Below are 21,714 nucleotides of genomic sequence, written 5' to 3' on the forward strand. Positions count from 1 at the left end.
CGAAAGAAGTTATCTTTCGGGAGTTTTTGTGTTATTCGTCCTTTGTTTCAAAAAGACTGCATATGAGGTATATCAGGTACATAATAATAGTAAACGCAATTATGGCGGTAAAGTAAGATACAAAAACCTTCTTTTCGCCGTTGTTTACTGCGGCGTTGAATCTCTCGTTATATGTTCCGTAGAGCAGATATCCCAGAGTTCCTGTCAGCAGAAGCGAAACAGGTGTATTCAGCGGCATTCTGTTATTGCCGAGTGTCTTCCTGAATGGGTGCAGATACCTCATTACAGTGAAATGACCTAAGAAAAATACCAGGATATATGCTCCTATGGGGAGTACTATCTTCAGAAAGACATCTTCGGTCTTTGAGCCCTCGGGACAGAAGAAATGCTGAAGGAACTGATGTGATAAAGATGCAATTACTATTATCAGGAATACATATATTATCCAGAAGAAAACATAGCGCAGTGTTCTTGAATAGCGCGTCGTTAGAAGCACCGTCAGTACGACCATAAGCACGGTGCACAGGTCGGAGGCTGTCAGAGAATACGTTAATGCGCCCATTACTATTCCTGCGGTTATCTGCGGCAGAAGCTCATACAGGAAAATTCCGCCTATGAGTATTACTGCGGCGCTTCCAATAAAAATGGCAATGCCAGCCTTTGAGTATACGTCGTCTCCGTATTTTTCAGCTATCTTTAGCAGGTTTGTCTGGCGGAAGAACCATATGAATGCAAGGGATATCAGCACCGATATAACAGCAGGGATAAGCACGATAAAGGACTTGTTCTTGGGGGCTTTGGCTTTTGCCTGAGCGCTGTAAGGAGCTGTGTTGCGGTAATCGCCGCGCCAGTTGTTATTGTAAGTCCGCGGAGGGATATATTGAGGTCTGTTGTTCTGATATCCGCCGCTGTTATAGGCTTCGGTCTGATTATTCGGCTGTCCGTACTGCGGAGGACCGTTCCATGAATTATTGACCTTTATGCCCTGCTTTACGTCGTATATCTTTTTCTCGAACCATTCGATATCTTTCTGACAGTAATTGATGCATTGCTGGAAATTATTGGTATAATATTCAAGCATTTGCTGCTTTTCGGCGTCGTTACCGCTTTCCGTATCGTCGTCGTGGACAAAGAGGTTCCTTATTTTTCTTAATTTGTGAAGATGATTATTTTCCTCATCTGTTAGCCATTTGTTCTGATACAGAGAGTCGATCTTTTTCACTGCATCCAGGTTACTGGAAAGTCCTGCCTCTTCCAGAAGCGCGTTTATAATTTTTGCGAAGATATTCTTTGTTTTGCTGCCTGCTTCGTCGATATGATCTTCGTTGTAAAGCTCTATCATTCTGTTCAGATGAGAATGTAGCTCTTCGATTTCTTTTTCTATCATACTGTTATCAGCCATATATCCTCCTTAAATATAAAGTTTACAATATTGCCTATATATTGTCTCAATGATTCAGTTACTTAACAGTATAGCATAAATCCCTACAAAAATCAAACCATAAATTGCTTACAGAAACAAAAACCGACCATAAATACAATAAAAAGGGCTGCCATTGGCAGCCCTTACGCGGTTTATTCAGTTGTTGCAATGATTCGATATCAGCCGCGGAGCTCTGCTCCGATAGCGCTGAGAGCCTTCAGAACGCGCTTCATAGCGCCGTCAGCCTGCTCGTCGGTGAGAGTGCCCTCGTGTGAACGCATTGAGATAGAGTAAGCGATACTCTTCTTGCTGTTCTTCTTCATGTCGTCGCTGCGGTATACGTCGAAGAGAGTAACCTTTTCCAGTATCTTTCCGACAGCGCCCTTGATAGCCTTTTCAAGCTCTGCAACAGGCATATCCTCGTCCACAAGGAGACTGAGGTCACGGGTAGTTGCAGGGAACTTGGGCAGGGGCTGATAGGTTATCTTCTCAGCGGCAGCTGCCATGAGCTCAGGGATATTGAGCTTTGCAACGTATGTCTTTACGCCTATCTCATAGGTCTCCTGAACCTCGGGGTGAACCTCGCCCATGATGCCGAGGGGAGCGCCGTCCTTGAGGATAACTGCGCTTCTGCCGGGGTGGAGAGCGTACTTCTCGTCGAATACGTCGCTGTCGTTAGCGCGGATATACTCAACGTCATCTATCTTGAGCTCTGCGAGAAGCTGCTCTACCATGCCCTTGAGGGTGTAGAAGTCAGCGTCGCCGCCGTACATACCGATAGTGAGCTTCTGTGGCTCGTCGGGGAGAGAATAGCTGTACTTGTGCTTCTGCTTGCCGCTGTTTGCGAGAGTATCGCCGTTGATGAATGGCTTTTCCTCCTGTGCAGGGAGGTACTCCTTAGCTATCTCAAAGAGACAAGCCTTGTCGTTGCGGTTGTTGTAGTTGAATGAGAGAACGTCCAGCATCGAGGGGATAGTAGATGTTCTCATAACACTGGTGTCCTCGCCGAGAGGATTAACTATCTTTACTACCTTGCGGAGCTTGCTGTCAGCAGGGAGCTTTATCTTATCGAAGTACTTAGGCGATACGAATGAGTAGGTAGCTATCTCATATCCGCCCAGAGCAACTGCCGCATTTCTGAGAGTGCGGACGAACTTCTGCTCCTCTGTGAACTCAGCTCTTGCAACGCCGCGGAAATCAGTTGAGGGGATATTGTTGTAGCCGTAGATACGTGCAACTTCCTCTGCAACGTCAGCCTTGCAGCCGATGTCTATACGGAACGAAGGAGCGATGACCTTGCCGTTTTCTACCTTGAAGTCAAGTCTTTCGAGGTACTTTATCATGTCAGCCTTTGAGATATCAGTGCCGAGGAAATTGTTTATCCACTCTGCGCTGAAATCAACAGTAGCGGGAGTCTTGTCTGTGTAGTCGCAGTCGATGACAGTGTTGAGGACTTCACCTGCGCCAAGCTCTTCAACAAGCTCAAATGCTCTCTTTAAGCAGGTCATGGAGATAAGTCTGTCAACGCCCTTTTCATAACGTGATGAAGCGTCGGATTTAAGACGGAGAGCCTTTGATGTGCGTCTTACCTGAGTTGGCTCGAAGTAAGCTGACTCGAATACAACAGTGGTTGTATCGTCCATGATACCGCTGTATTCGCCGCCCATGATACCAGCAACGGCAACGGGCTTCTTCTCGTCAGCGATAACGAGCATATCCTCTGTGAGCTCTCTCTCAACGCCGTCGAGAGTCATTATCTTCTCGCCGTTCTTGGCGTTGCGGACATTGATATGAGCTCCCTCAACATAGCGGAGGTCGAAAGCGTGCATAGGCTGACCGTATTCAAGCATTACGTAGTTTGTGATATCAACGAAGTTATTGATAGGACGAACGCCGCTTGCACGGAGTCTTTCTCTCATCCAGCGTGGTGAAGGACCTATCTTAACGTTCTTGACGATACCTGCGCAGTATCTCTGACACTTCTCCTTGTTGATGATATCTACCTTCAGCATTGAGTTGATATCGCCGTCAACGCCCTTGAACTCGGGAGCCTTTACCTTCAGCTCTGTGCCGTAGGTAGCGGCAGTTTCTCTTGCGAGACCGATAACGCTGAGACAGTCGGGGCGGTTTGAGGTTATCTCAAACTCAACGGAAGTATCGTCCAGACCGATAGCTGTGTGGATATCCTCGCCAAGCTTGCAGTCCTCCTCGATGACGAAAACGCCCTCGGGATCTGCATACGGGAAGTCATGAGCTGTGAGACCGAGAGTATCAAGTCCGCAGAACATACCGAAGCTCTCAACGCCGCGCATCTTGCACTTCTTTATCTTGCCCTCGGGGAGAACAGCTCCGTCAAGAGCAACGGGGACGAGGTCGCCCTCCTTGACGTTCTTAGCGTTTGTAACTATCTGTATAGGAGCCTCTGCGCCGATGTCCACCTGACAAACGAAGAGCGCGTCAGCATTTTCGTGAGGTCCCTTTGAGAGTATCTTGCCAACTACAACGTTGGAGATATTGCTTCCCTCTTTTTCGTAGCATTCTACCTTGGAGCCGCTCATTGTGAGGGCATGGCAGAAATCCTTTATAGGCATATCGGCTTTAACATAATCGCCGAGCCATTTCATAGATAAATTCATATCTTTTTTCCTTTCGATTTATTCAGAAAAACATTATTGTTTCGTAAGCCGTCATAATTTATTGGTGACGTGGCAAGGGTGCAGCGTCACGCAGTTTTTTATTTGAACCTTACTCATATTGCGCTGTAAGCGATGTATAAGCATGGGCTTTGATATCAGTGAGCGAGTTTACGAGCGACACCGTGGCAAGGGTGCAGCGTCACGCTGCTCAGAACTGCTCTAAGAATCTCACGTCGTTCTCGTAGAGGAGACGGAGGTCGTTGATATCATAGCGTCCCATGACCATACGCTCAAGTCCGAGACCGAATGCGAAGCCCGAGTACTCATTGCTGTTGATACCGCAGTTCTCCAGTACCTTTGGGTGGACCATGCCTGCGCCGAGGAGCTCGATATAGCCCTCGTCCTTACACATTGAGCAGCCCTTGCCGCCGCAGTTGAAGCAGCTGATATCAACCTCGCAGCTTGGCTCGGTGAACGGGAAGTGGTGAGGACGGAAACGGAGCTTGCAGTCGTTGCCGTAGAGCTTCTTCATGAGCATTTCGAGAGTGCCCTTGAGGTCGCTCATTGTGATGCCCTTGTCAACTACAAGTCCCTCTATCTGGTGGAAGAGAGGTGAGTGTGTAGCGTCAACAGCGTCTGAACGGAAAACACGTCCGGGAGAGATGATACGGATAGGCGGCTTCTGGTTCTCCATAACGTGTACCTGTACGGAAGAGGTCTGTGTACGGAGGAGAACTGTCTCGTTTGTTCCCTCGATATAAAAAGTATCCTGAGTATCTCTTGCAGGGTGGTCGGGAGGGAGGTTAAGAGCCTCGAAAACATGGTAATCGTCGTCGATCTCGGGACCGTCAGCGATATTGAAGCCCATGCCGATGAATATTTCTCTTATCTCGTTCTCCACCTTAGTGAGCGGGTGGAGCTTTCCGAAAGGAGCGTGCTTGCCGGGGAGAGTGATGTCGATCTTCTCCTCTGCCAGCTTAGCAGCCTGTGCGTTTGCTTTCAGTGAAGCGAGCTTGCTGCCGAGAGCTTCTTCGATGTCTGCTCTTACCTTGTTAGCGAGCTGACCGATAACAGGTCTTTCTTCTGCGGAGAGCTTGCCCATTTGCTTTAAGATAGCGGTGAGCTCGCCCTTTTTGCCGAGGAATTTTATCCTCAGGTCGTCCAGCGCCTTTATCTCTGTGCAGGAATCAAGCTCCTGCTTAGCCAGCGCTTCGATTTTTTCAAGCTGTTCTTTCATTGTTTCACCTCAGAATGATTTTGTGTGTAGGGGGCGATGCCCACATCGCTCCGTTGTTGTTGATCTCATAAGGACAGGCTGATGTGGGCATCAGCCCCTACAAATTATTTTGTGTCGTGACTAAATAAAAAAGTCCTGTCCAACAGGACAAGACTTAAAACCTTGCTTTTATACCACCCATTGTCAGGAGAGCCGACACTCTCTTGTCTTTAACGCAGACCTACGTCGCAGCCTACTACGCCGCATACAGCAGCGCTTCCGCCTTGCCCCTCGCAAGTGAACTTCGGTATGGACTGTAACAGAGCGCTCTCACCTTTGCGCTCCTCTCTGAGGAAACAGGTATATACTTACTCTCTCGGTCACTGGGTTATACATCAATTATATAGCTGAAATCCAAAAAAATCAAGTCTTTTTCAAAAAAAATCTCAGTTTACTGCAAACTTGTGAAAAAAAGATGAAGCCTTTTGATTTTTTGGAGCGATTTGTTGCAATCTGACGGAAGCAGCGTGACGCTGCACCCTTGCCACGGTGCCGCTCGTAAACTCGCTCACTGATATCAAAGTCCATGCTTGTACATCGCTTACAGTGCAAAATGAGTGAAGTCCGAACTGACGGAAGCAGCGTGACGCCGATGCAGGGGCGGATATTATCCGCCCGTTGAAAAATGTAGGGGACGGCGTCCTCGACGTCCCGCAAGCGCCGAATTTGTTATAAATGACCTATTTGTAGGGGACGATGCCCACATCGCCCCGTGGCACACGATTTAAAATAAGCAGGCTGATGTGTGCATCAGCCCCTACATATTATTCTGGCGACGGGCGAGCGTAACTCGTCCCTACAAACATAAATCATGATTTTTTCGCATTGGCAGTTGAATTTTTCATAAAAATATGTTATGATATAAAGTACAGCTTCAATAAAAAATATATGAATGGAGATAAAATAATGGATAATTTTGCAGAACAGCTTGTAAAAAAGAACGAGACAGCTTCTGATAAAACAAGGCGTATCATGGTAATAATCGTGGGTATCCTGTTCACACTGGCGCTTATAGGTCTTTCTGTGCTCCAGTTGGGCAATCCTATCATGTCCCTGCTCGGCTTGGTGCTTGCGGCTGTTGCAGGCTACGGCACCTATCATTTCGTACAGAACACCTACGTCGAGTACGAGTACACTTTCACCAACGGCGAGCTTGACGTGGACAAGATAATCGCCAAGAAGAAGCGCCGCGAGATGCTTTCCACAAATATCCGTCAGTTCACCGACTTCGGCAAATACAGCGACGGCATGGAGGAATCCGCAGACATGACTGTTATACTTGCTACTGACAACATTGCTTCTCATGAGTATTATGCGGATTTTACCGACGAAAATGTGGGCTCTGCGAGGCTTATCTTCGCACCCGATGAGAGAATGCTCGAAAATATAAAGAAAGCTCTTCCTGCAAAGCTGAGAACTAAGCAGCAGTAACAGGAATTGTATAAAAAATTCGGCGTAAAACGCTAAAGGGGAGGTCATTTATATGCAGATAGTTACACCAAAGCAAATGAGCAGACTCGAAGAGCGCTCCGAGAAGCTGGGCGTGTCCAAAAGACAGCTCATGGAGAACGCAGGCGGAAAGCTTGCAGAGCTCATCGAGAATTACTGCACCGCAGAGGCAAAGCTGAAGCCCGAGTACTGCTCGGTAGTATTTCTTGCAGGTACGGGAAATAACGGCGGAGACTGCTTCGCAGCGGCGGATATCCTTGTCTACAAGGGCTACAGGATAACTATTATCCATATAGGCGGACTTCCCAAAACTCCGCTGGCGCAGGAAATGCTCAGCAGACTGCCCCGTGACCGCATAACCTTTATCGAGGGCTTCCGCAGCGGCAATGTTGAGGCGGCTATCGAAGCGGCGGAGCTTGACTACATGACCATACAGCCCAAGAGCTCGGACAGCTCCGACGGCAAAAAGGAGCACAATCCCCTCGATGACATACTCCTTGCCGAGAAGAACCGCATGGGACTTATCAAAGGCGCTGTCGTAGGCGCACAGGTCCTTGTGGACGGCGTTTTCGGAACAGGCTTCCACGGACAGCTTGACAAGGACACAATGGGCATTTTCGGCATAGGCTCGGGAGCTTACCGTATTGCGGTGGACGTTCCCAGCGGCGGAAACAGCTCCTCGGGTACGGCAGCCGTGGGCATATTCAAGGCTGACGAGACTATCACCTTCGGATTTATAAAGTCGGGAATGTCACAGTTCCCCATGAAGAAATACTGCGGCAAGGTAACAGTTGCGGACATCGGTATCCCCGAAGAAGCGCTGAGAATACTTGACGGCGAGAGAAAATACTACCGTATCGAGAGAAACTTCCTTGCCTCATATCCGCCCAAGCGCAGCAGAGACGCTCACAAGGGCGATTTCGGAACTGTCCTTGTTATCGCAGGCAGCTCCTCAATGCGCGGTGCTGCGGCATTTGCCACGCTGGGAGCTCTCCGCAGCGGCGTGGGACTGGTTCGTCTGGCTTCTGTTGAGAAGTGTATAGACACCGTATCCGTACTTGCTCCCGAAGCTACATTTCTGGAGCTTGACAGCGATGATTACGGCTATATGCTCTATGATTCCAGCCGCGAGCCCCTTGAAGAAGCCATGAAAAAGGCTGACGCGATAGTTATCGGCTGCGGCATGGGAGTAACTCCCGACACTATCGAGCTCACCAAATTCATCACTCAGAATGCTCCCTGTCCCGTAATTATCGACGCAGATGGAATAAACTGCATAGCTAAGGACATAGATATTTTAATGAAGAAGCGCACGGACATCATCATTACTCCCCATATGGGCGAAATGGCAAGGCTTCTCAGCTGCGACACGGAGATGATAGCTGAAAACAGGCTCATTGCCGCTGAGAAGTACGCTGAGCAGTTCGGCATAACCGTTGTCCTCAAGGGAGCAGGCACTGTGGTGGCAGACAGCCACTCCACAGCCGCTAACCACACAGGCAACGCAGGTATGAGCGTGGGCGGCAGCGGCGATGTGCTGGCAGGCATGATAGGCGCTGCTGTAGCACAGGGCTGCGGCATATTCGACGGAGCCTGCGCAGGCGTTTATATGCACGGACTTGCAGGCGATAAGGCAGCTCAGAAGCTGGGCATGGAGGCTATGCTGCCGAGGGATATCATCAGCAATATCTCCGACGCTTTCGGCATTTTAAAGGAAAAGAAGAAAAATATGACCGTATAAAAGGCGGTTGGATGTGAAAATCGTTATCATAACTATAACTCGATTGGAGCTGGTAACATGAAAAGGATATTCACATTCGTACTGACTATGGCTATGGCGCTGTGCCTTGCAGCCTGCGCTGTGCCGAAAGGGGGCGGGAGCTCCCGAAAGAACGGTCTCGGCAATGCTTTTTCGGCAGTTGTGGGCATAACTCTTGACCGACTTGAAGCCGAGGGCGAGATAAAGCGCTACGGCGAGGGCGTGTGGGAGATAGAGTTTTCCCAGCCCAATACTCTCAGCGGCGTAAAGCTGGAATTCAGCGAGGGCAGCGTGCTTGCCTCCTACAAGGGGCTCAGCTTTTCCGTGCCCCAGTCAGCAGTGCCAGTAAAGGCAATGATGCTCAATCTCATAAAGGCTGTGGAGGACAACGCAAAGCTTGCAGAGCTCAGCGGCGAGGAGAGCGACGGTATGCTGAAAATAAGCGGCAGTCTTGACGGCGGAGACTACACTCTTACCGTTGACAAGGACGGTCTGCTCAGCGGCTTTGAAATGCCCAACAACAAGCTGACCATGAAGTTTTCGGAGATGAAGACTGCGGAGATAACCATAGAGCAGTCGGCTTCGGAGACCTCTGCTGAGACTGCAACAGAAGCAGTATCCACAACAACCACGACTGCTAACGTACAGTAAAAGCAAACCGCAGGCTATGCCTGCGGTTTTTAGTTTGTCAAAAAACATATTATTTAAGGAGACGCTGTTTTACCTATGAAAGGGATTCCAAAGGGACTGTGTTCCTTTGGCGGAGTGACTCCCCATAAAATGGGGAGATGTCGCGAAGCGACAGAGGGGCTGGGGCAGTTAGCTTGGGGCAAAGCCCCACAGTTACAAAGCGCTCCGCAAGAGGTGAATTCAAAAACAGTCCAGTGGACTGTTTTTGAAGAGGAGACGCCCTGCAAGTGAGGGCGTCTCCTTATGAAATATAGCTTTTCTGCAATATGTTATTATTTACAGAAATCCTGCAATGAAGCTTCGCCGCCTGTTGCTGTGAATGCATAATAGGACAGGATAGCCGATGCGTCAAGGGCGTTCACAGCTCCGTCCTTGTCAACGTCAAGGTGTTTGAGCTGTTCTGCGGTATAAGCTCCGCCATTTTCGGTCTGCACCTTTGAGTAAAGGCTCAGAGCTTCGGACGCGTCAACAGCGTCTATCTTATAGTCACCGTTGCCGTCGCCGAGGCTTATGATGTATGGAGAAACGTCAAAGCCGACCTGCTCTGAGTATTCCTTGACGGATACGGGAAATGCCCAGCCAAGAGCTTCGTCCTCCACAAAAATGACAGGTGTTATACGGTTCCCCTGACTTTTTGCAATGTCATAGAGACTAACGCCGCTGTAAAGCTCCATTGTGGGGTTCTCCCAGAAATGCTTCCTATCCAGCTGTGATTTTACCTTGCTTATATCGTCCTTGCTCTTTAAGCCGTAGACCACAAGATAGTCGGTCCTGTTGTCCTTGCCTGCGTTTAATACAACATCAAACTTAACATAATCATCGCAGAGAGATTTGCCGTCGGTGCTGCGGGTATAGGCGTTGAGGATTTCTTCCTTTTTTTCAAGAGCGTCTGCAATGTCAGTGGCAGGCTGGAGGTCAGGCGGTGTATAGAGGTTTATCTCGGTTATTATGTCAGAATTCAGAGCCTTCTGATACTGCTCGTCTGTGAGAGAACATACTATAGACGGGGTAAACTGGCTGCACCATGCGGCGGAGGGCTCAACACCCAGCTCGCTGAGTATCTCTGCGGACTTCTTCCCGAAGGCTTCTTTCAGCATATCAAGGCGAATTCTCTTATAATAATCTGTGACCATTTTCTCGATCTCTCTCTGGTCGCTTACAGTATCATACAGCGAGTACTGATAATCATGAGTTTTTTTAGAAACGATCGTGTCTATCTCCGAGGTGTCGATATTCTTATAAAATATCCAGTAATTCTTTGTCTGGGCGGTTCCTTCCGAAGCCGCAGTTTCGGGAGTGTTTTCTGCTGTCACAGCAGTCGGGACTGCCGTCAGAGCTGTCATTGAAAGTGCTGCTGCAAGAACAGCTGATAATAGCCTTTTTTTCATAAGATGACCTCCTTTTGAATGTATATTAACGATAGATATGGTTTCTTCTTTCTATTTATTAGACGTTTGAAAGCAGAGAAACTCTCACCTCTTTCGCAAAAAAGCCGAGATTTGTACGCCTGCACAAAATATTTCGATAGATTTGTGCAGATATACAGCGGAGTAGGGGCGATGTTATGTTACATTAAGGGACGCCTTCGTAACTGCGGGGCTTTGCCCCAGGCTAACCGCCCCAGCCCCTCTGTCGCTTTGCGACATCTCCCCACACTGTGGGAAGTCACCCCACAAGGGCTGTCAGCCCTTGACCTGACCAAAGGGACAGAGTCCCTTTGGAATCCCATTCATATTCTCAATAAGTAAATACAGTACTGGGATTATTTTCATAAAACTGTTTTTTATTGATTTGTTGCCAAATATGTGATTTCGTGCTATAATTAAAGAACAATTACACTTTCGGGAGGTCAGCCGTGAAAAAAAGATACAGCGTTCCGCTGATACTAATAGGACTAATGATAATCATAAACATTATCGCACGTTTCAGCCGTCCCTTTGCGGACTTCTACGTTACGAAAATATTCCCCCACATATCGGACTGCATATCCTTTGTCAGCGGAATTTTTCCATTTTCGCTGGGAGAAATGCTGACAGTTGCCGCTGTAGCTCTGGTAATATTCGGCATACCGCTGTTTCTTATACTGCTCATATTCGCAAAGGGCAGACGTAAGAAAATAGCCACATTTGCAGGCACATTTGCCCTGTGGATAATCTGCTACGTCACCGTTACCGAGACCATGAACTGCTTCATAATGTACCAGTGTACGCCCTTTTCGGAGAAGTACTTCCCCGATTCCCACGAGCACACCGACGAGGAGATAACGGAGCTCTATGGTGCGCTGATAAAAAAGTGCAACGAGCTTGCAAAGGAAGTGCCCCGTGATGACAAGGGTTGTTTTACTCTTACCTGTGATTTCAAAAGCGAAGCCCGTACCGCCATGAAACGGGCAGGGGAGAAATACCCTCAGCTCCGCGGCTATTACCCGAATCCCAAACCCATACAGTTCTCATACTTCATGAGTCAGTCCAATCTGACGGGAATTTACCTGCCCTACACTATCGAAGCCAACTACAACGACGATATGGTAAGGGCGAATCTTCCGTCAACGGTCTGCCATGAGCTTGCTCATCTGAAAGGCTTCATACAGGAGGACGAAGCCAACTTTATCTCATTTGCTGCGGCTACAGGCAGCGATAACGTGGAATTTCAGTATTCGGGCTACCTTGACGCTCTTGAGTACGTACATAATGCGGTCTGGGAGAACGAGATAGAAACGGCTATGCCTCTTTCGGAGTATATCTCAGATGAGGTCCTCAGCGACTGGTTCAGATTCATGCCCGAGAATTACTGGGAGGATAACGCCGATAAGGAGGTCATCTCCACCGAGGCAGTAAGTGAAGTATCCACCGCAGCGATAGATACCAATATCCGCATGAACGGCAGAGACGACGGTATCCGTGCATATTCAATGGTAGTGAACCTGCTGCTGGACTATTATTACCCGTAAGAACTGAACATAATAAAGGAGAAGTAAAAATGAAAAAAATAATTGCAGGAATCATCGCAGTAACAGCTGTACTATGTACATTTGCAGGTTGTGGAAAGCAAGGCATGGAAAATCAGACTTTGGACTCTTCTTCCGAAACAACGACTATACAGGAGACAACAGAAGCCGAGACTACAGAACCGCTTACCGAAATGGCAGGATACAGCTCATATGAGGAGCTGGTAAAGGATTTCGTGGAGGCATATGCGGCAAATGACCGCAAAAAGACTCTTTATATGCAGTATCCCGACGACTGTGAGGATATTATCAGGGTAAAAATGAACGGCGAGGAAGACCTTGATACCGGTCTGGCAGACGATTGGACGGAAGATGAAGCTATTTCAGATATGCAATACGCGCTGTACGAGAACTACATTGAGGACGAAAAGGTCACCTTCAATGGTATCGTCAGCGCAGAGCCTCTTATGGCGTCCGAAGTGTACGCAATAGAGCGTAACCGTGACATTATTGCAGGCCTCAAAAGATATATCAGAAAGAAAGGCGGTCCTGATAATATTGACCGCTATGAGCTTACCGAGGTAGAGTCTGACATTATAAGCGAAGACATTTCGGAAAGATGTGAAATTGAAGAGGGCTATTTTGTGACCTTTGAGCTGAAGGACGAAAATACAGGCGAGGTCTCACAGGGCGTGATGTGTGTGTTCCGTATTAAGGGCGAAAGCTGGAAGGTGAACGTCCTTGACGCTTCGGGCAATGTCATACGCGGCAGGAGCGATTTTGCGGATTCTGTGGCAAGCCGTGTCCATTGGGCTGCAAATGACACTCTTATTGAAATTGACGAGAAGCAGCTTTATGCTGCGACACACGCAGAGCCTGCGACACACGCAGAAGCTGCGTATATTGCAGGCTCTGATGACAGCTTATGCTTTAATGCTCCCGAAAGCTTTGACGCGGCTTTTTTCAGGGAGAGAGCAGGCAGCTATATGAGCGATATCTCCGAGTTTAACTGGTTTGTTGTGGTATATAAGGGCGCGGCTGTTTACTGTGCTGTTGAAAATAAAGACGGAGCGGGATATACAGGTGTTTATCCGCCGAATAAGTTTTTTAACGGCATAAATGAAAAAGGTCATGTAGATTACAGCGAAAAAACTGAGCAGAAAACGCTGAAAGAGCTGTATGATATCTGCGCTGAAGATATCGGAAAATAAACAGTTCGGCATATAACAGTCAGCCTCCGAATATAATTCAAGTATCAAATATCGGAGGTAAGACTATGCAGGACAAGACCGTTAAACAAAACCACAATATGATACTGGAGAATCGCAAAAGCCTGAGTATTTCGGGAATAACCGACGTTGACAGCTTCGACGATAGGGAGATAATCCTCTATACTCAGCTCGGTGAGCTGACCATTCAGGGACGTGAGCTCCATATCGACGCCATGAGCGTCGAGACTGGGGACATGACCATAACAGGCGATATATGGGCGCTTATCTACGGCGACAAGGATAAGAAAGGTCCTATATCAGCACTGGGGAAGCTGTTCAGATGACTATCCCCGAGACCTATTTCACCGTCAGCGAGGAGCTCCGGTTATTCGGGCTTTCCTGCCTTCTTGGAGCTGTAATTGGCGTAGCTTACGACGTGCTTCGGGTGCTCAGGCTTATGCTGCCACATAACAGCTTTCTCGTGGCAGCCGAAGACATCGGATTTTTAGGGCTCTGTGCTGTGGCTCTGACGGCTTTTTCAAACGCCGCCGCAAGGGGAGAGATGAGGCTTTATTTCGCTGTGGGCAGCGTTCTCGGCTTCACTCTGTATTTTTTTACCGTGGGGAGAGCTGTCAATGCCACTTTGCGGAAGCTTTTCTCGCTTTTAGGAGCTGCTTTGAAGCTGATTTTCAGACCGTTAGGAGCATTTTTTGCACTTCTTCGTGCAAAAGCTATTGTTAAATTTGTAGGAAATCTCCAAATTATTGTTAAACCACTTAAAAAAATAAAAATAGTATTGCTAAACAGGCGGCTTCTGTTGTATAATAAAATGGCAAATAAAAAGAGAAAGAACGTGAAAAGCGTTGCGCAAAAAAATGAAACACGAAAAACAGGAGAAAAAAGGTCTGTTCAACGGCGCTCTCGTTAAATTAGCCGCAGTTGCCGTGTTTATCGGCTGCTTAGTTCTTTATGTTACTACCAATAAAGACTGCGAAGCAAAGGAAGAGCAAATGGCGCGGATACAGACTAAAATAGACGCATATGAGACCGAAAATGCCGAGCTGCAGCGTGTCCTTGACAGTGACGACCTCAATGAGTATATGGAAAAGGTCGCACTTGAGGAGAGAGGCTATGCCTATCCCGACGAGCGCAGATTCTACGACACGACAAGGGATTAATAGGATCCGAGCGATCCATAAAAAGGAGTTATAAATATTTATGCAGCTGGAAATAGGTAAGGTTTACAATGGAAAGGTCAAGGGTATCACTCAGTACGGAGCTTTCGTGGATATCGAGGGCGGAGGTACGGGAATGGTGCATATTTCCGAGATAGCCAATACATATGTAAACGATATCCGCGAACATCTTACAGAGGAGCAGGAAGTCAAGGTCAAGGTCATCGGCATCAACGAGGCAGGAAAGGTAAGCCTTTCCATCAAGAAGGCTTCCGAGAACGGCGACGCACAGCCCCGTCAGCGCAGATTTGACAAAGGTCAGGGCAAGTTTGACAAGGGCGATAAGGGCGGCGAAAGATTCGACAAGGGCGAGCGCAGCTTTGATAAGGGCGACAAGAATAATGAGCGTCCTCAGCGCAGCAAGCCTGTTATCTGGGAGCCCAAGAAGCAGATACCTCCGTCAGAGATGACATTTGAGGATATGATGTCACGCTTCAAGCAGACCAGTGAGGAGCGTATGTGCGACCTCAAGCGCAGTACCGACAGAAAGAACGGTACAAGAAGAAAGTAATGCAGAGCCGTCCGATGAGGACGGCTTTTTTGCACTTGCTATTTTTTTAGTTTTATGATATAATACTTATAAAACAGCGTAAAGTTGAGAGATGAGAGTTGAAAGTTATGGTGTCGCCTATGGCGACATTATTTGAATAATATGAGCGAAGCGAATACATCAACTCTCAACTCTTCACTCTCAACTTTCAACTAAACCGATAGGTGATCTAATGGACGAATATATGAACGAGGAACTGCGCGAAAAGCCAAATCACGCGCACTATCCTATATGCCGCGGCAGGCTCTCGGATATCGAAAAGCACAGCCGCCAGATATTCTTTTATACTCTCATTGTCTGTGTGATAATGGCTTTTTTTTCGGTCCTCTGCGTACCTATGCACGTTATAGGCTGGCTGCCGATGATTTTCAACAGCGAGGAGATAAGCAAGGGCGCTTTCAATGTCAGCTTCGGCTTTGGCTTCACACAGGTGCTGTGCTGTGTGGCTATAGTTGTGTTTTCAGTGCTTAATCTGGGAAAACGCAAGACTTTTGGCATTGTATTGTTTGTGATATATATGGTCCTGACGATAAGCTCGATATTTTTTACGCTTACGGGCTTGGATGTTATAACTACCATTATCGGCATTATGGGAATGTACTACTGCCGCGGAGTTTTCAGAGACGGCAAGGATTATCAGCAGCTCGCGAATACAGAGGGTTTTCCTATGTTCAGCGTCGTTCTGGCTGAATACGACGACCAGAAGGGGAAACCGAACTTCCTGCACACAAAGAGCGGCAAGGATTATTACGATTCGATGAATCAGCAGAGCGCCGCTCCTGCCGCGCCTGTTCAACAGCCGCAGAGCTATGTCAAGCCGCAGAACCCACTTGGCAATATGCCCGAGCTCAATACGTCGGGTATGTCGCGTTCAGGCGCTTCTGAGGGCTTGTTCAAGCCAAAATCAGGAAAAGAGGGGACTATTTCTTTCAGTCCGTTAAAACTCAGATAAGGGGGACATACTATGTTTGCAAAGGTTTCAAGTCTTGGACTTTTCGGGCTTAACGCCTTTCCTGTAGATGTAGAGATTGATATCAGCCGCGGAAATCCCATGTTTGAGATAGTCGGACTTCCCGATACTGTCGTAAAAGAGAGCCGCGAGCGTATCCGCGCCGCACTGCGCTCATGCAGTATCAGCTTTCCTGTGGCTTCGGTCATGATAAATCTTGCTCCCGCAGACACGAAAAAGAGCGGCTCGGTTCACGATATGGCGATATTTATGGCTGTACTCCGCGGTATGAGAATGATAACCGAGGACACCGACGGCTGTTCGTTCATCGGAGAGATATCTCTCAACGGCGATATCCGCCGCATAAACGGAGTTCTTCCCATGGTCATGCTTGCCCGTGAAACAGGCATAAAGTCGGTATTTGTGCCTGCTGAGAACGCCAAGGAGGCTTCTGTTATCGACGGCGTGGACATTTATGCAGTCCATAATGCAGAGGAGCTTATCCGACATTTCCGAAATGAGGAGCTTCTCACTCCCTGCGAACACTATATACCGCCCGAAGCGGCGTACAACGAGCCGCTGGACTTTGCCGACGTAAGAGGTCAGCAGTCCGCGAAAAAGGCTCTGGAAATAGCCGCGGCAGGCGGACACAATGCCCTGCTCATAGGCTCGCCCGGAAGCGGCAAGAGTATGCTTGCAAAGCGTATGCCGTCAATACTTCCGCCCCTGACCTTTGAGGAAGCTCTTGAAACTACGAAAATACATTCAATTTCGGGATTACTTACTCCCGAAATGCCCATAATAACAAAAAGACCTTTCCGCTCGCCCCACCACACCATATCCTCGGCAGGTCTTGCAGGCGGCGGAACAGTTCCTCACCCGGGAGAGGTGTCACTTGCTCATAACGGACTTCTCTTTCTGGACGAGCTTGCGGAGTTTGACCGCAAAACGCTGGAGATACTCCGTCAGCCATTGGAGGACAGAAAGGTTACTATCGCCCGTGCCTCGGGTACGGTGACTTATCCGTGTACGATAATGCTCATAGGAGCTATGAACCCATGTCCCTGCGGATATTACGGACACCCCAAGCGCAAATGCATATGTCCGAAAAACAAGGTAACGGGATATCTCTCCAAGATATCGGGACCGCTGCTTGACCGCTTTGACCTCCATATCGAGGTAGCTCCCGTGGAGTTCGGCGACCTTGCTTCAAAGGCAAAGGAGGAGAGCTCAGCAGATATCAGAAAGCGCGTTGTAGCGGCAAGAGCCATACAGGAGGAGCGCTTCAGGGATACGGGTATAACCTGCAATGCACTGATAACTCCCGATAAATTGCAGGAATTCTGTCCTATGGACGAAGCGGCTGAGAAGCTGATGAAAAACGTCTTTGACAGACTTGGTCTCAGCGCGAGAGCCTATGACAGGATACTGAAAGTAGCTCGTACTATCGCGGATATAGACGGCTCTGAGGTCATACAGAAGCAGCACGTTGCCACAGCGGCACAGTTCCGAAGCCTTGACCGTAAATACTGGAGCGAGTGAATCAAAATTTGCATATCAATTTTTGATTCAGTTTAGAGTTGAGGGTGAAGAGTTGAGAGCTGATGTGTTCGCTTCGCTCAAGTTATTTAAATATTGTCGCCGCAGGCGACTCCATAACTTTCAACTCTCAACTTAAATACATTTTGAAAAGTGATTATGGTGTAGGGGCTGATGCCCACATCAGCCCGTGATGTTAAATATCTAATGCGGGGCGATGTAGGCATCGCCCCCTACAGACTGCTAATCACTAATAACTAACAACTAAAAAAGAAAGATAAACAAGGAGAAACAATGAAATCGGCATTCAAAAAATTACCCTCGGGTAAGCACAGTATCGACGGAGGTCTGCTTTTTGCGGTGACGCTGTGCGCCGCTATCAGTACCCTGCTGATATATTCTATCACATACAACAAGGTCTTGGAGACCGTAGGTTCAAGCTACTGGAAAACACAGGCGTTTTCCATGGCGGCAGGTATCGTGGCTGCGGTAGTCATATCGTTCATAGACTACCGAAAGCTTGTGAAGCTGTGGGTGGTATTTGTTCCCGTAGCACTGGCGCTGACCGCCCTGACCTTTACATCTCTCGGTTACAGGCGTGAGGGCGCAGACGACCAGGCGTGGCTCAACCTCGGATTTATCCAGTTCCAGCCTTCGGAGGTGCTGAAGCTGGCGTTCATACTGACCTTCGGCTATCATCTCTCCCGTGACGAGGAGGAGATGAACAAGCCCCTGCATATGCTTCTGATACTGATACACGGCATGATACCCATTGGTATCGTCGGCTTGCAGGGCGACTACGGAACGGCTATCGTTTTCGCAGGAATATTCGCATTCATGATATGCTCCGCAAAGATATCTTGGAAATACCTCGTTGCTGCGCCTTTTGTTGTGGCGGCAGGAGTAACGGCTATGTGGTTCTTTGTGCTCAGCGAGTTCCACAAGAAGCGTATACTCATACTTTTCCACCCCGGAACTGATCCCGAGTATATCGAGTATCAGCAGGACTTAGGTCTTGCGGCTCTTAAATCCGGCGGAGTCTTCGGCAAGGGACTTTTCGGAAAGCCTGACGATTATATCACTGTTCCTGAGATACACAACGACTTCATTTTTACCTATGCAGGTCAGGTATTCGGCTTTATCGGCACTGTGGGACTTGTTATCATACTCGCCTATATCTGCCTTAAAATATTCGGCGACAGCCGCGTTTGCCGCGACCATCTGGGAAAATTCATCTGTATGGGTGCATTCGGACTTATCCTTACCCACTGTATAATGAATATCGGCATGGTGCTCAAGGTAGCTCCTGTTATCGGAGTTCCGCTGCCGTTCCTAAGTGCAGGCGGTACGGCTATGATAAGTATGTATGCTATTATCGGACTGGTGCTCAGCACCTACAGCCACAGAGCTGTCAATTACAACGTTTTCTATGACGAGGACGAAGATGATTAAGAAAGAGCGCGAAAGCGCTCTTTTTTAGTTGAGAGTTGAGAATTGAGAGTTGAGAGTTGTAGAAGCGGCATTTGTGTGAGAAGTAAGTAGTGGCAGATAATATCAGCTCCTGCATTCTCAATTTTGATGAATGTCCCTCTATATATACGCCGCAAAGACTGGTTTTTCAACGTAAATGCATTGAATGTGAATTAATTTAAAAATAAAATTGTAACACTGCACAAAACGGTAATACCATAGCTGTGCAGAACTGACATAAAAGCTCCTTCCTATCTCCAATATATGCTGCTTTAGGTTGACAAAACGTTATATATGGAGTAAAATAATAGTATCTATATATGTCAGATAATAGCCGCTTTTGCGGTTGATACACGGCATACAGGCAACTCACGGCAGGGAGGGCTGTTTATGAAGAAGAATAAAAAGACCGCTCTTATGGCTGCTATACTTACGGGAGCTGCTATGCTTGGCGGCTGCGACCACGGCGATGATAAGGTCGTAACGGTCTACGGACCGCCTGCAACGGAAGCAACTACGACTGCTGCAGAGCCAATTCAGACGGAATACGGCGCTCCTGTGGCTGAGGAGGTCACAACAACAGCGACCAAGCCTGTGACGGTACCTGCACTTTATGGACCGCCGCCTACGGAGAGCTTTACCACTGACGCAATTACTGAGCCTGTAACAGAAAAGAAAGATATAGAAGAGGAAACCGTGCCGTATTCTCCCGATAAGGACAAGATACAGCTGGTATATGGGCCGCCCGAAAGCTTCGGCGAGTAGAAATGCATGATAAGGCGTGACCTTGTTTTGCACCTCTGTAAGTTTTGAAGCGAATGAGAGAAACTTATATGTTTCAGTGCATTTATTATATGGCACTGCATTTTTGGAGGACGTGATTCTATGAAAAAGACCTTGCGCACGGTCTTCACTGCGGCTATGTTCGCGGCAGCTAATCTGTCTGCGCTCCCCACTTCGGCAGAGGAGCTTGCTTCTGATAATCAGTGGAAACAGATAGGCACTGATGATGCAGAAATGAACTGGTCGTTCTGGGACGATTTTGATTATCTGGCAGGTCAGAATCAATATAGTATGTATGGTGCTCAATCCATCTTTGGCGAAAACCGAAATTATGATGACTGGAATAATTACATCTGGACTGTTCCCACGACTGCTGCTGATAATGAGCAGACGACCACTACAACTGACGCACAGTTGTTATTTACGATAACGACAACTGCACAACAGCCTCTTTACGGGCCTGTAATGAGCATAAGGGATTTCGGTGACCTTAATCTTGATGAACGGATCGATATATTTGACGAAGTTGCTCTGAAAAAGATGCTTATAAACGGTATGGAGTTTTCGTCCTATGATAATTTCCGTAAGATACATAATGCTGACATAAATCAGGACGATAATGTGAATATCGCTGATCTTACCCTTCTTAGGAAGTTCCTTCTAGGCAAGATAGATTCATTTGATATTGACAGAAGTAAAATGATGATGTTAGGCAAGACTGTTGAGACTATAGCAGCTGATGAAAAAGAAAAACCTTTTGTGACTACAGAGACCACAACTACAACTGCTTTCCCTTACGATCCGAGAGAGGATATAGTTGTAAGTCTCTACGGCATAAAGCCTGCAAAGGATATCATTGATCAGGCTATCTGGCAGACCAAGGATAATATAGATATAAATATTTCATCGGAAGATGAATAAAAAATAAACTATGCAAATTATTGAGAGGAGTGTTCCAACATGAAAAAAACAATTCACACACTATTGACTGCGGCACTTTTTGCAACAGCAAATATGTCTGCTATGCCTGTTGTGGCAGAGGACGGCGGCACTGTCGTTAAGCCCGAAACAGCAGAGCCGATGTCGCTGGGCGAACAGTCGGAAAAAGAGGGGGATACTGACAGCGTAAGCGCTGACGGCGTAAACTACAATATCCTGAAGGCTACAACAAAGTCTATGGCTCCCGTATACGGTCCGCCTCCGACGACTACCGTAAATACTTCAGCTCTCATAGATGTGACTACTACTACAACACAGCCTGTTTACGGCACTCAGCCTACCATATCTCTGACATCGACAACTACATCTCTTCCTGAGTGGCTGATGACGACTACCACAACTACCGTAGAGATACTCTATGGTCCTGTTGTTCCCCGCAACCGTCTTGGCGACGTAAACGAGGACGGCGACGTGGATATTTTCGACCTTGTAGCTCTCAGAAAGATCCTTGTAAGCGGACAGAGCCGCTCATTCTATTCGGATAACTATGCCGATGTCAATTTCGACCGCAAGGTAAATATGGCTGACCTTGTACGTCTCCAGCAGTTCCTCCTCGGCAAGATAGACAGCCTTTACGACGGTCAGTGGGACTTCATGAGGGGAAAGACCATTGAGCCCGTAGGTGGAAATAATGAGCAGGATATCGAGACTACTACCACAACTACATATAAACCGGGAAGGGTGACTACTGTTACTCTTTACGGTATCATGCCTGCAAGAAGTGTAAATGCTCAGTATATCGATCCTGATGAAACTACATATACTACTGCTGAAGAAATCACACCAGAGGAGAAGTAA

The 21,714-nt window shown here is 47.7% G+C and carries 19 protein-coding genes; 15 read left to right on the forward strand and 4 right to left on the reverse strand.

The annotated features are described in order from the left end of the window. Positions 1 to 31: 31 nt before the first annotated feature. From T497_RS0104560 to pheS, 3 genes are all read right to left on the reverse strand, one after another. Positions 32 to 1,402 carry a hypothetical protein gene (locus tag T497_RS0104560; protein ID WP_028514598.1) on the reverse strand — a complete coding sequence of 457 codons (1,371 nt, stop codon included), beginning with the start codon at positions 1,400 to 1,402 and terminating at the stop codon, positions 32 to 34. Positions 1,403 to 1,602: 200 nt separating this feature from the next. After that, a complete protein-coding gene (pheT, locus tag T497_RS0104565) occupies positions 1,603 to 4,059 on the reverse strand; it encodes a phenylalanine--tRNA ligase subunit beta (protein WP_028514599.1) in 2,457 nt (818 codons plus the stop codon). A 208-nt stretch (positions 4,060 to 4,267) separates the two neighbouring features. Then, positions 4,268 to 5,296 carry a phenylalanine--tRNA ligase subunit alpha gene (gene pheS / locus T497_RS0104570; protein WP_028514600.1) on the reverse strand — a complete coding sequence of 343 codons (1,029 nt, stop codon included), beginning with the start codon at positions 5,294 to 5,296 and terminating at the stop codon, positions 4,268 to 4,270. A 945-nt stretch (positions 5,297 to 6,241) separates the two neighbouring features. On the opposite strand from pheS, the gene T497_RS0104575 reads away from it, so the two are divergent. The 3 genes from T497_RS0104575 to T497_RS0104585 are packed head-to-tail and all read left to right on the forward strand — an operon-like array spanning position 6,242 to position 9,194. Then, complete coding sequence (locus tag T497_RS0104575) at positions 6,242 to 6,766, forward strand: hypothetical protein (protein WP_028514601.1); 525 nt, start codon at positions 6,242 to 6,244, stop codon at positions 6,764 to 6,766. Between the two features lie 52 nt (positions 6,767 to 6,818). Then, positions 6,819 to 8,525: a bifunctional ADP-dependent NAD(P)H-hydrate dehydratase/NAD(P)H-hydrate epimerase gene (locus tag T497_RS0104580; RefSeq protein ID WP_028514602.1), complete on the forward strand. Its 1,707-nt coding sequence runs from the start codon at positions 6,819 to 6,821 to the stop codon at positions 8,523 to 8,525. A gap of 57 nt (positions 8,526 to 8,582) precedes the next feature. Beyond that, entirely contained in the window at positions 8,583 to 9,194 is a 612-nt protein-coding gene (locus tag T497_RS0104585) for a hypothetical protein (RefSeq protein WP_028514603.1), read from the forward strand. A gap of 311 nt (positions 9,195 to 9,505) precedes the next feature. Here T497_RS0104585 and T497_RS0104595 read toward each other — a convergent pair whose 3' ends face one another. Next, positions 9,506 to 10,621, reverse strand: coding sequence for a dockerin type I domain-containing protein (locus T497_RS0104595; protein ID WP_028514605.1), 1,116 nt, complete (start codon positions 10,619 to 10,621; stop codon positions 9,506 to 9,508). A 467-nt stretch (positions 10,622 to 11,088) separates the two neighbouring features. Here T497_RS0104595 and T497_RS0104600 point away from each other — a divergent pair, with 467 nt between their 5' ends. From T497_RS0104600 to T497_RS0104655, 12 genes are all read left to right on the forward strand, one after another. Further along, a complete protein-coding gene (locus tag T497_RS0104600; protein WP_028514606.1) occupies positions 11,089 to 12,183 on the forward strand; it encodes a DUF3810 domain-containing protein in 1,095 nt (364 codons plus the stop codon). 29 nt (positions 12,184 to 12,212) lie between these two features. Beyond that, positions 12,213 to 13,391, forward strand: coding sequence for a hypothetical protein (locus tag T497_RS0104605; protein ID WP_028514607.1), 1,179 nt, complete (start codon positions 12,213 to 12,215; stop codon positions 13,389 to 13,391). 65 nt (positions 13,392 to 13,456) lie between these two features. After that, positions 13,457 to 13,735 carry a sporulation protein YabP gene (gene yabP / locus T497_RS0104610; protein ID WP_028514608.1) on the forward strand — a complete coding sequence of 93 codons (279 nt, stop codon included), beginning with the start codon at positions 13,457 to 13,459 and terminating at the stop codon, positions 13,733 to 13,735. Continuing rightward, positions 13,732 to 14,319, forward strand: a complete 588-nt coding sequence (gene yabQ / locus T497_RS0104615) for a spore cortex biosynthesis protein YabQ (protein WP_028514609.1) — start codon at positions 13,732 to 13,734, stop codon at positions 14,317 to 14,319. Before yabP ends, yabQ begins: the two co-directional genes overlap by 4 nt. After that, complete coding sequence (locus T497_RS0104620) at positions 14,267 to 14,569, forward strand: hypothetical protein (protein ID WP_028514610.1); 303 nt, start codon at positions 14,267 to 14,269, stop codon at positions 14,567 to 14,569. Before yabQ ends, T497_RS0104620 begins: the two co-directional genes overlap by 53 nt. A 40-nt stretch (positions 14,570 to 14,609) precedes the next feature. Continuing rightward, positions 14,610 to 15,137 (forward strand): S1 RNA-binding domain-containing protein, encoded by a 528-nt coding sequence (locus T497_RS0104625; protein ID WP_028514611.1) that lies wholly within the window; start codon positions 14,610 to 14,612, stop codon positions 15,135 to 15,137. A gap of 211 nt (positions 15,138 to 15,348) precedes the next feature. Then, positions 15,349 to 16,128 (forward strand): hypothetical protein, encoded by a 780-nt coding sequence (locus tag T497_RS0104630; RefSeq protein ID WP_028514612.1) that lies wholly within the window; start codon positions 15,349 to 15,351, stop codon positions 16,126 to 16,128. A gap of 12 nt (positions 16,129 to 16,140) precedes the next feature. Beyond that, positions 16,141 to 17,667, forward strand: a complete 1,527-nt coding sequence (locus tag T497_RS0104635; RefSeq protein WP_028514613.1) for a YifB family Mg chelatase-like AAA ATPase — start codon at positions 16,141 to 16,143, stop codon at positions 17,665 to 17,667. A 291-nt stretch (positions 17,668 to 17,958) separates the two neighbouring features. Beyond that, a complete protein-coding gene (locus T497_RS0104640) occupies positions 17,959 to 19,116 on the forward strand; it encodes an FtsW/RodA/SpoVE family cell cycle protein (protein WP_028514614.1) in 1,158 nt (385 codons plus the stop codon). A 408-nt stretch (positions 19,117 to 19,524) separates the two neighbouring features. After that, the gene (locus T497_RS0104645; protein WP_028514615.1) at positions 19,525 to 19,899 is read left to right on the forward strand and encodes a hypothetical protein; all 375 of its coding nucleotides are present in this window, start codon (positions 19,525 to 19,527) and stop codon (positions 19,897 to 19,899) included. Between the two features lie 120 nt (positions 19,900 to 20,019). Further along, a complete protein-coding gene (locus T497_RS0104650; protein ID WP_028514616.1) occupies positions 20,020 to 20,838 on the forward strand; it encodes a dockerin type I repeat-containing protein in 819 nt (272 codons plus the stop codon). A gap of 39 nt (positions 20,839 to 20,877) precedes the next feature. Further along, the gene (locus T497_RS0104655; protein WP_028514617.1) at positions 20,878 to 21,714 is read left to right on the forward strand and encodes a dockerin type I repeat-containing protein; all 837 of its coding nucleotides are present in this window, start codon (positions 20,878 to 20,880) and stop codon (positions 21,712 to 21,714) included.

It is taken from the genome of Ruminococcus flavefaciens MA2007, assembly GCF_000621845.1.
Lineage (GTDB): Bacteria > Bacillota > Clostridia > Oscillospirales > Ruminococcaceae > Ruminococcus > Ruminococcus flavefaciens_E.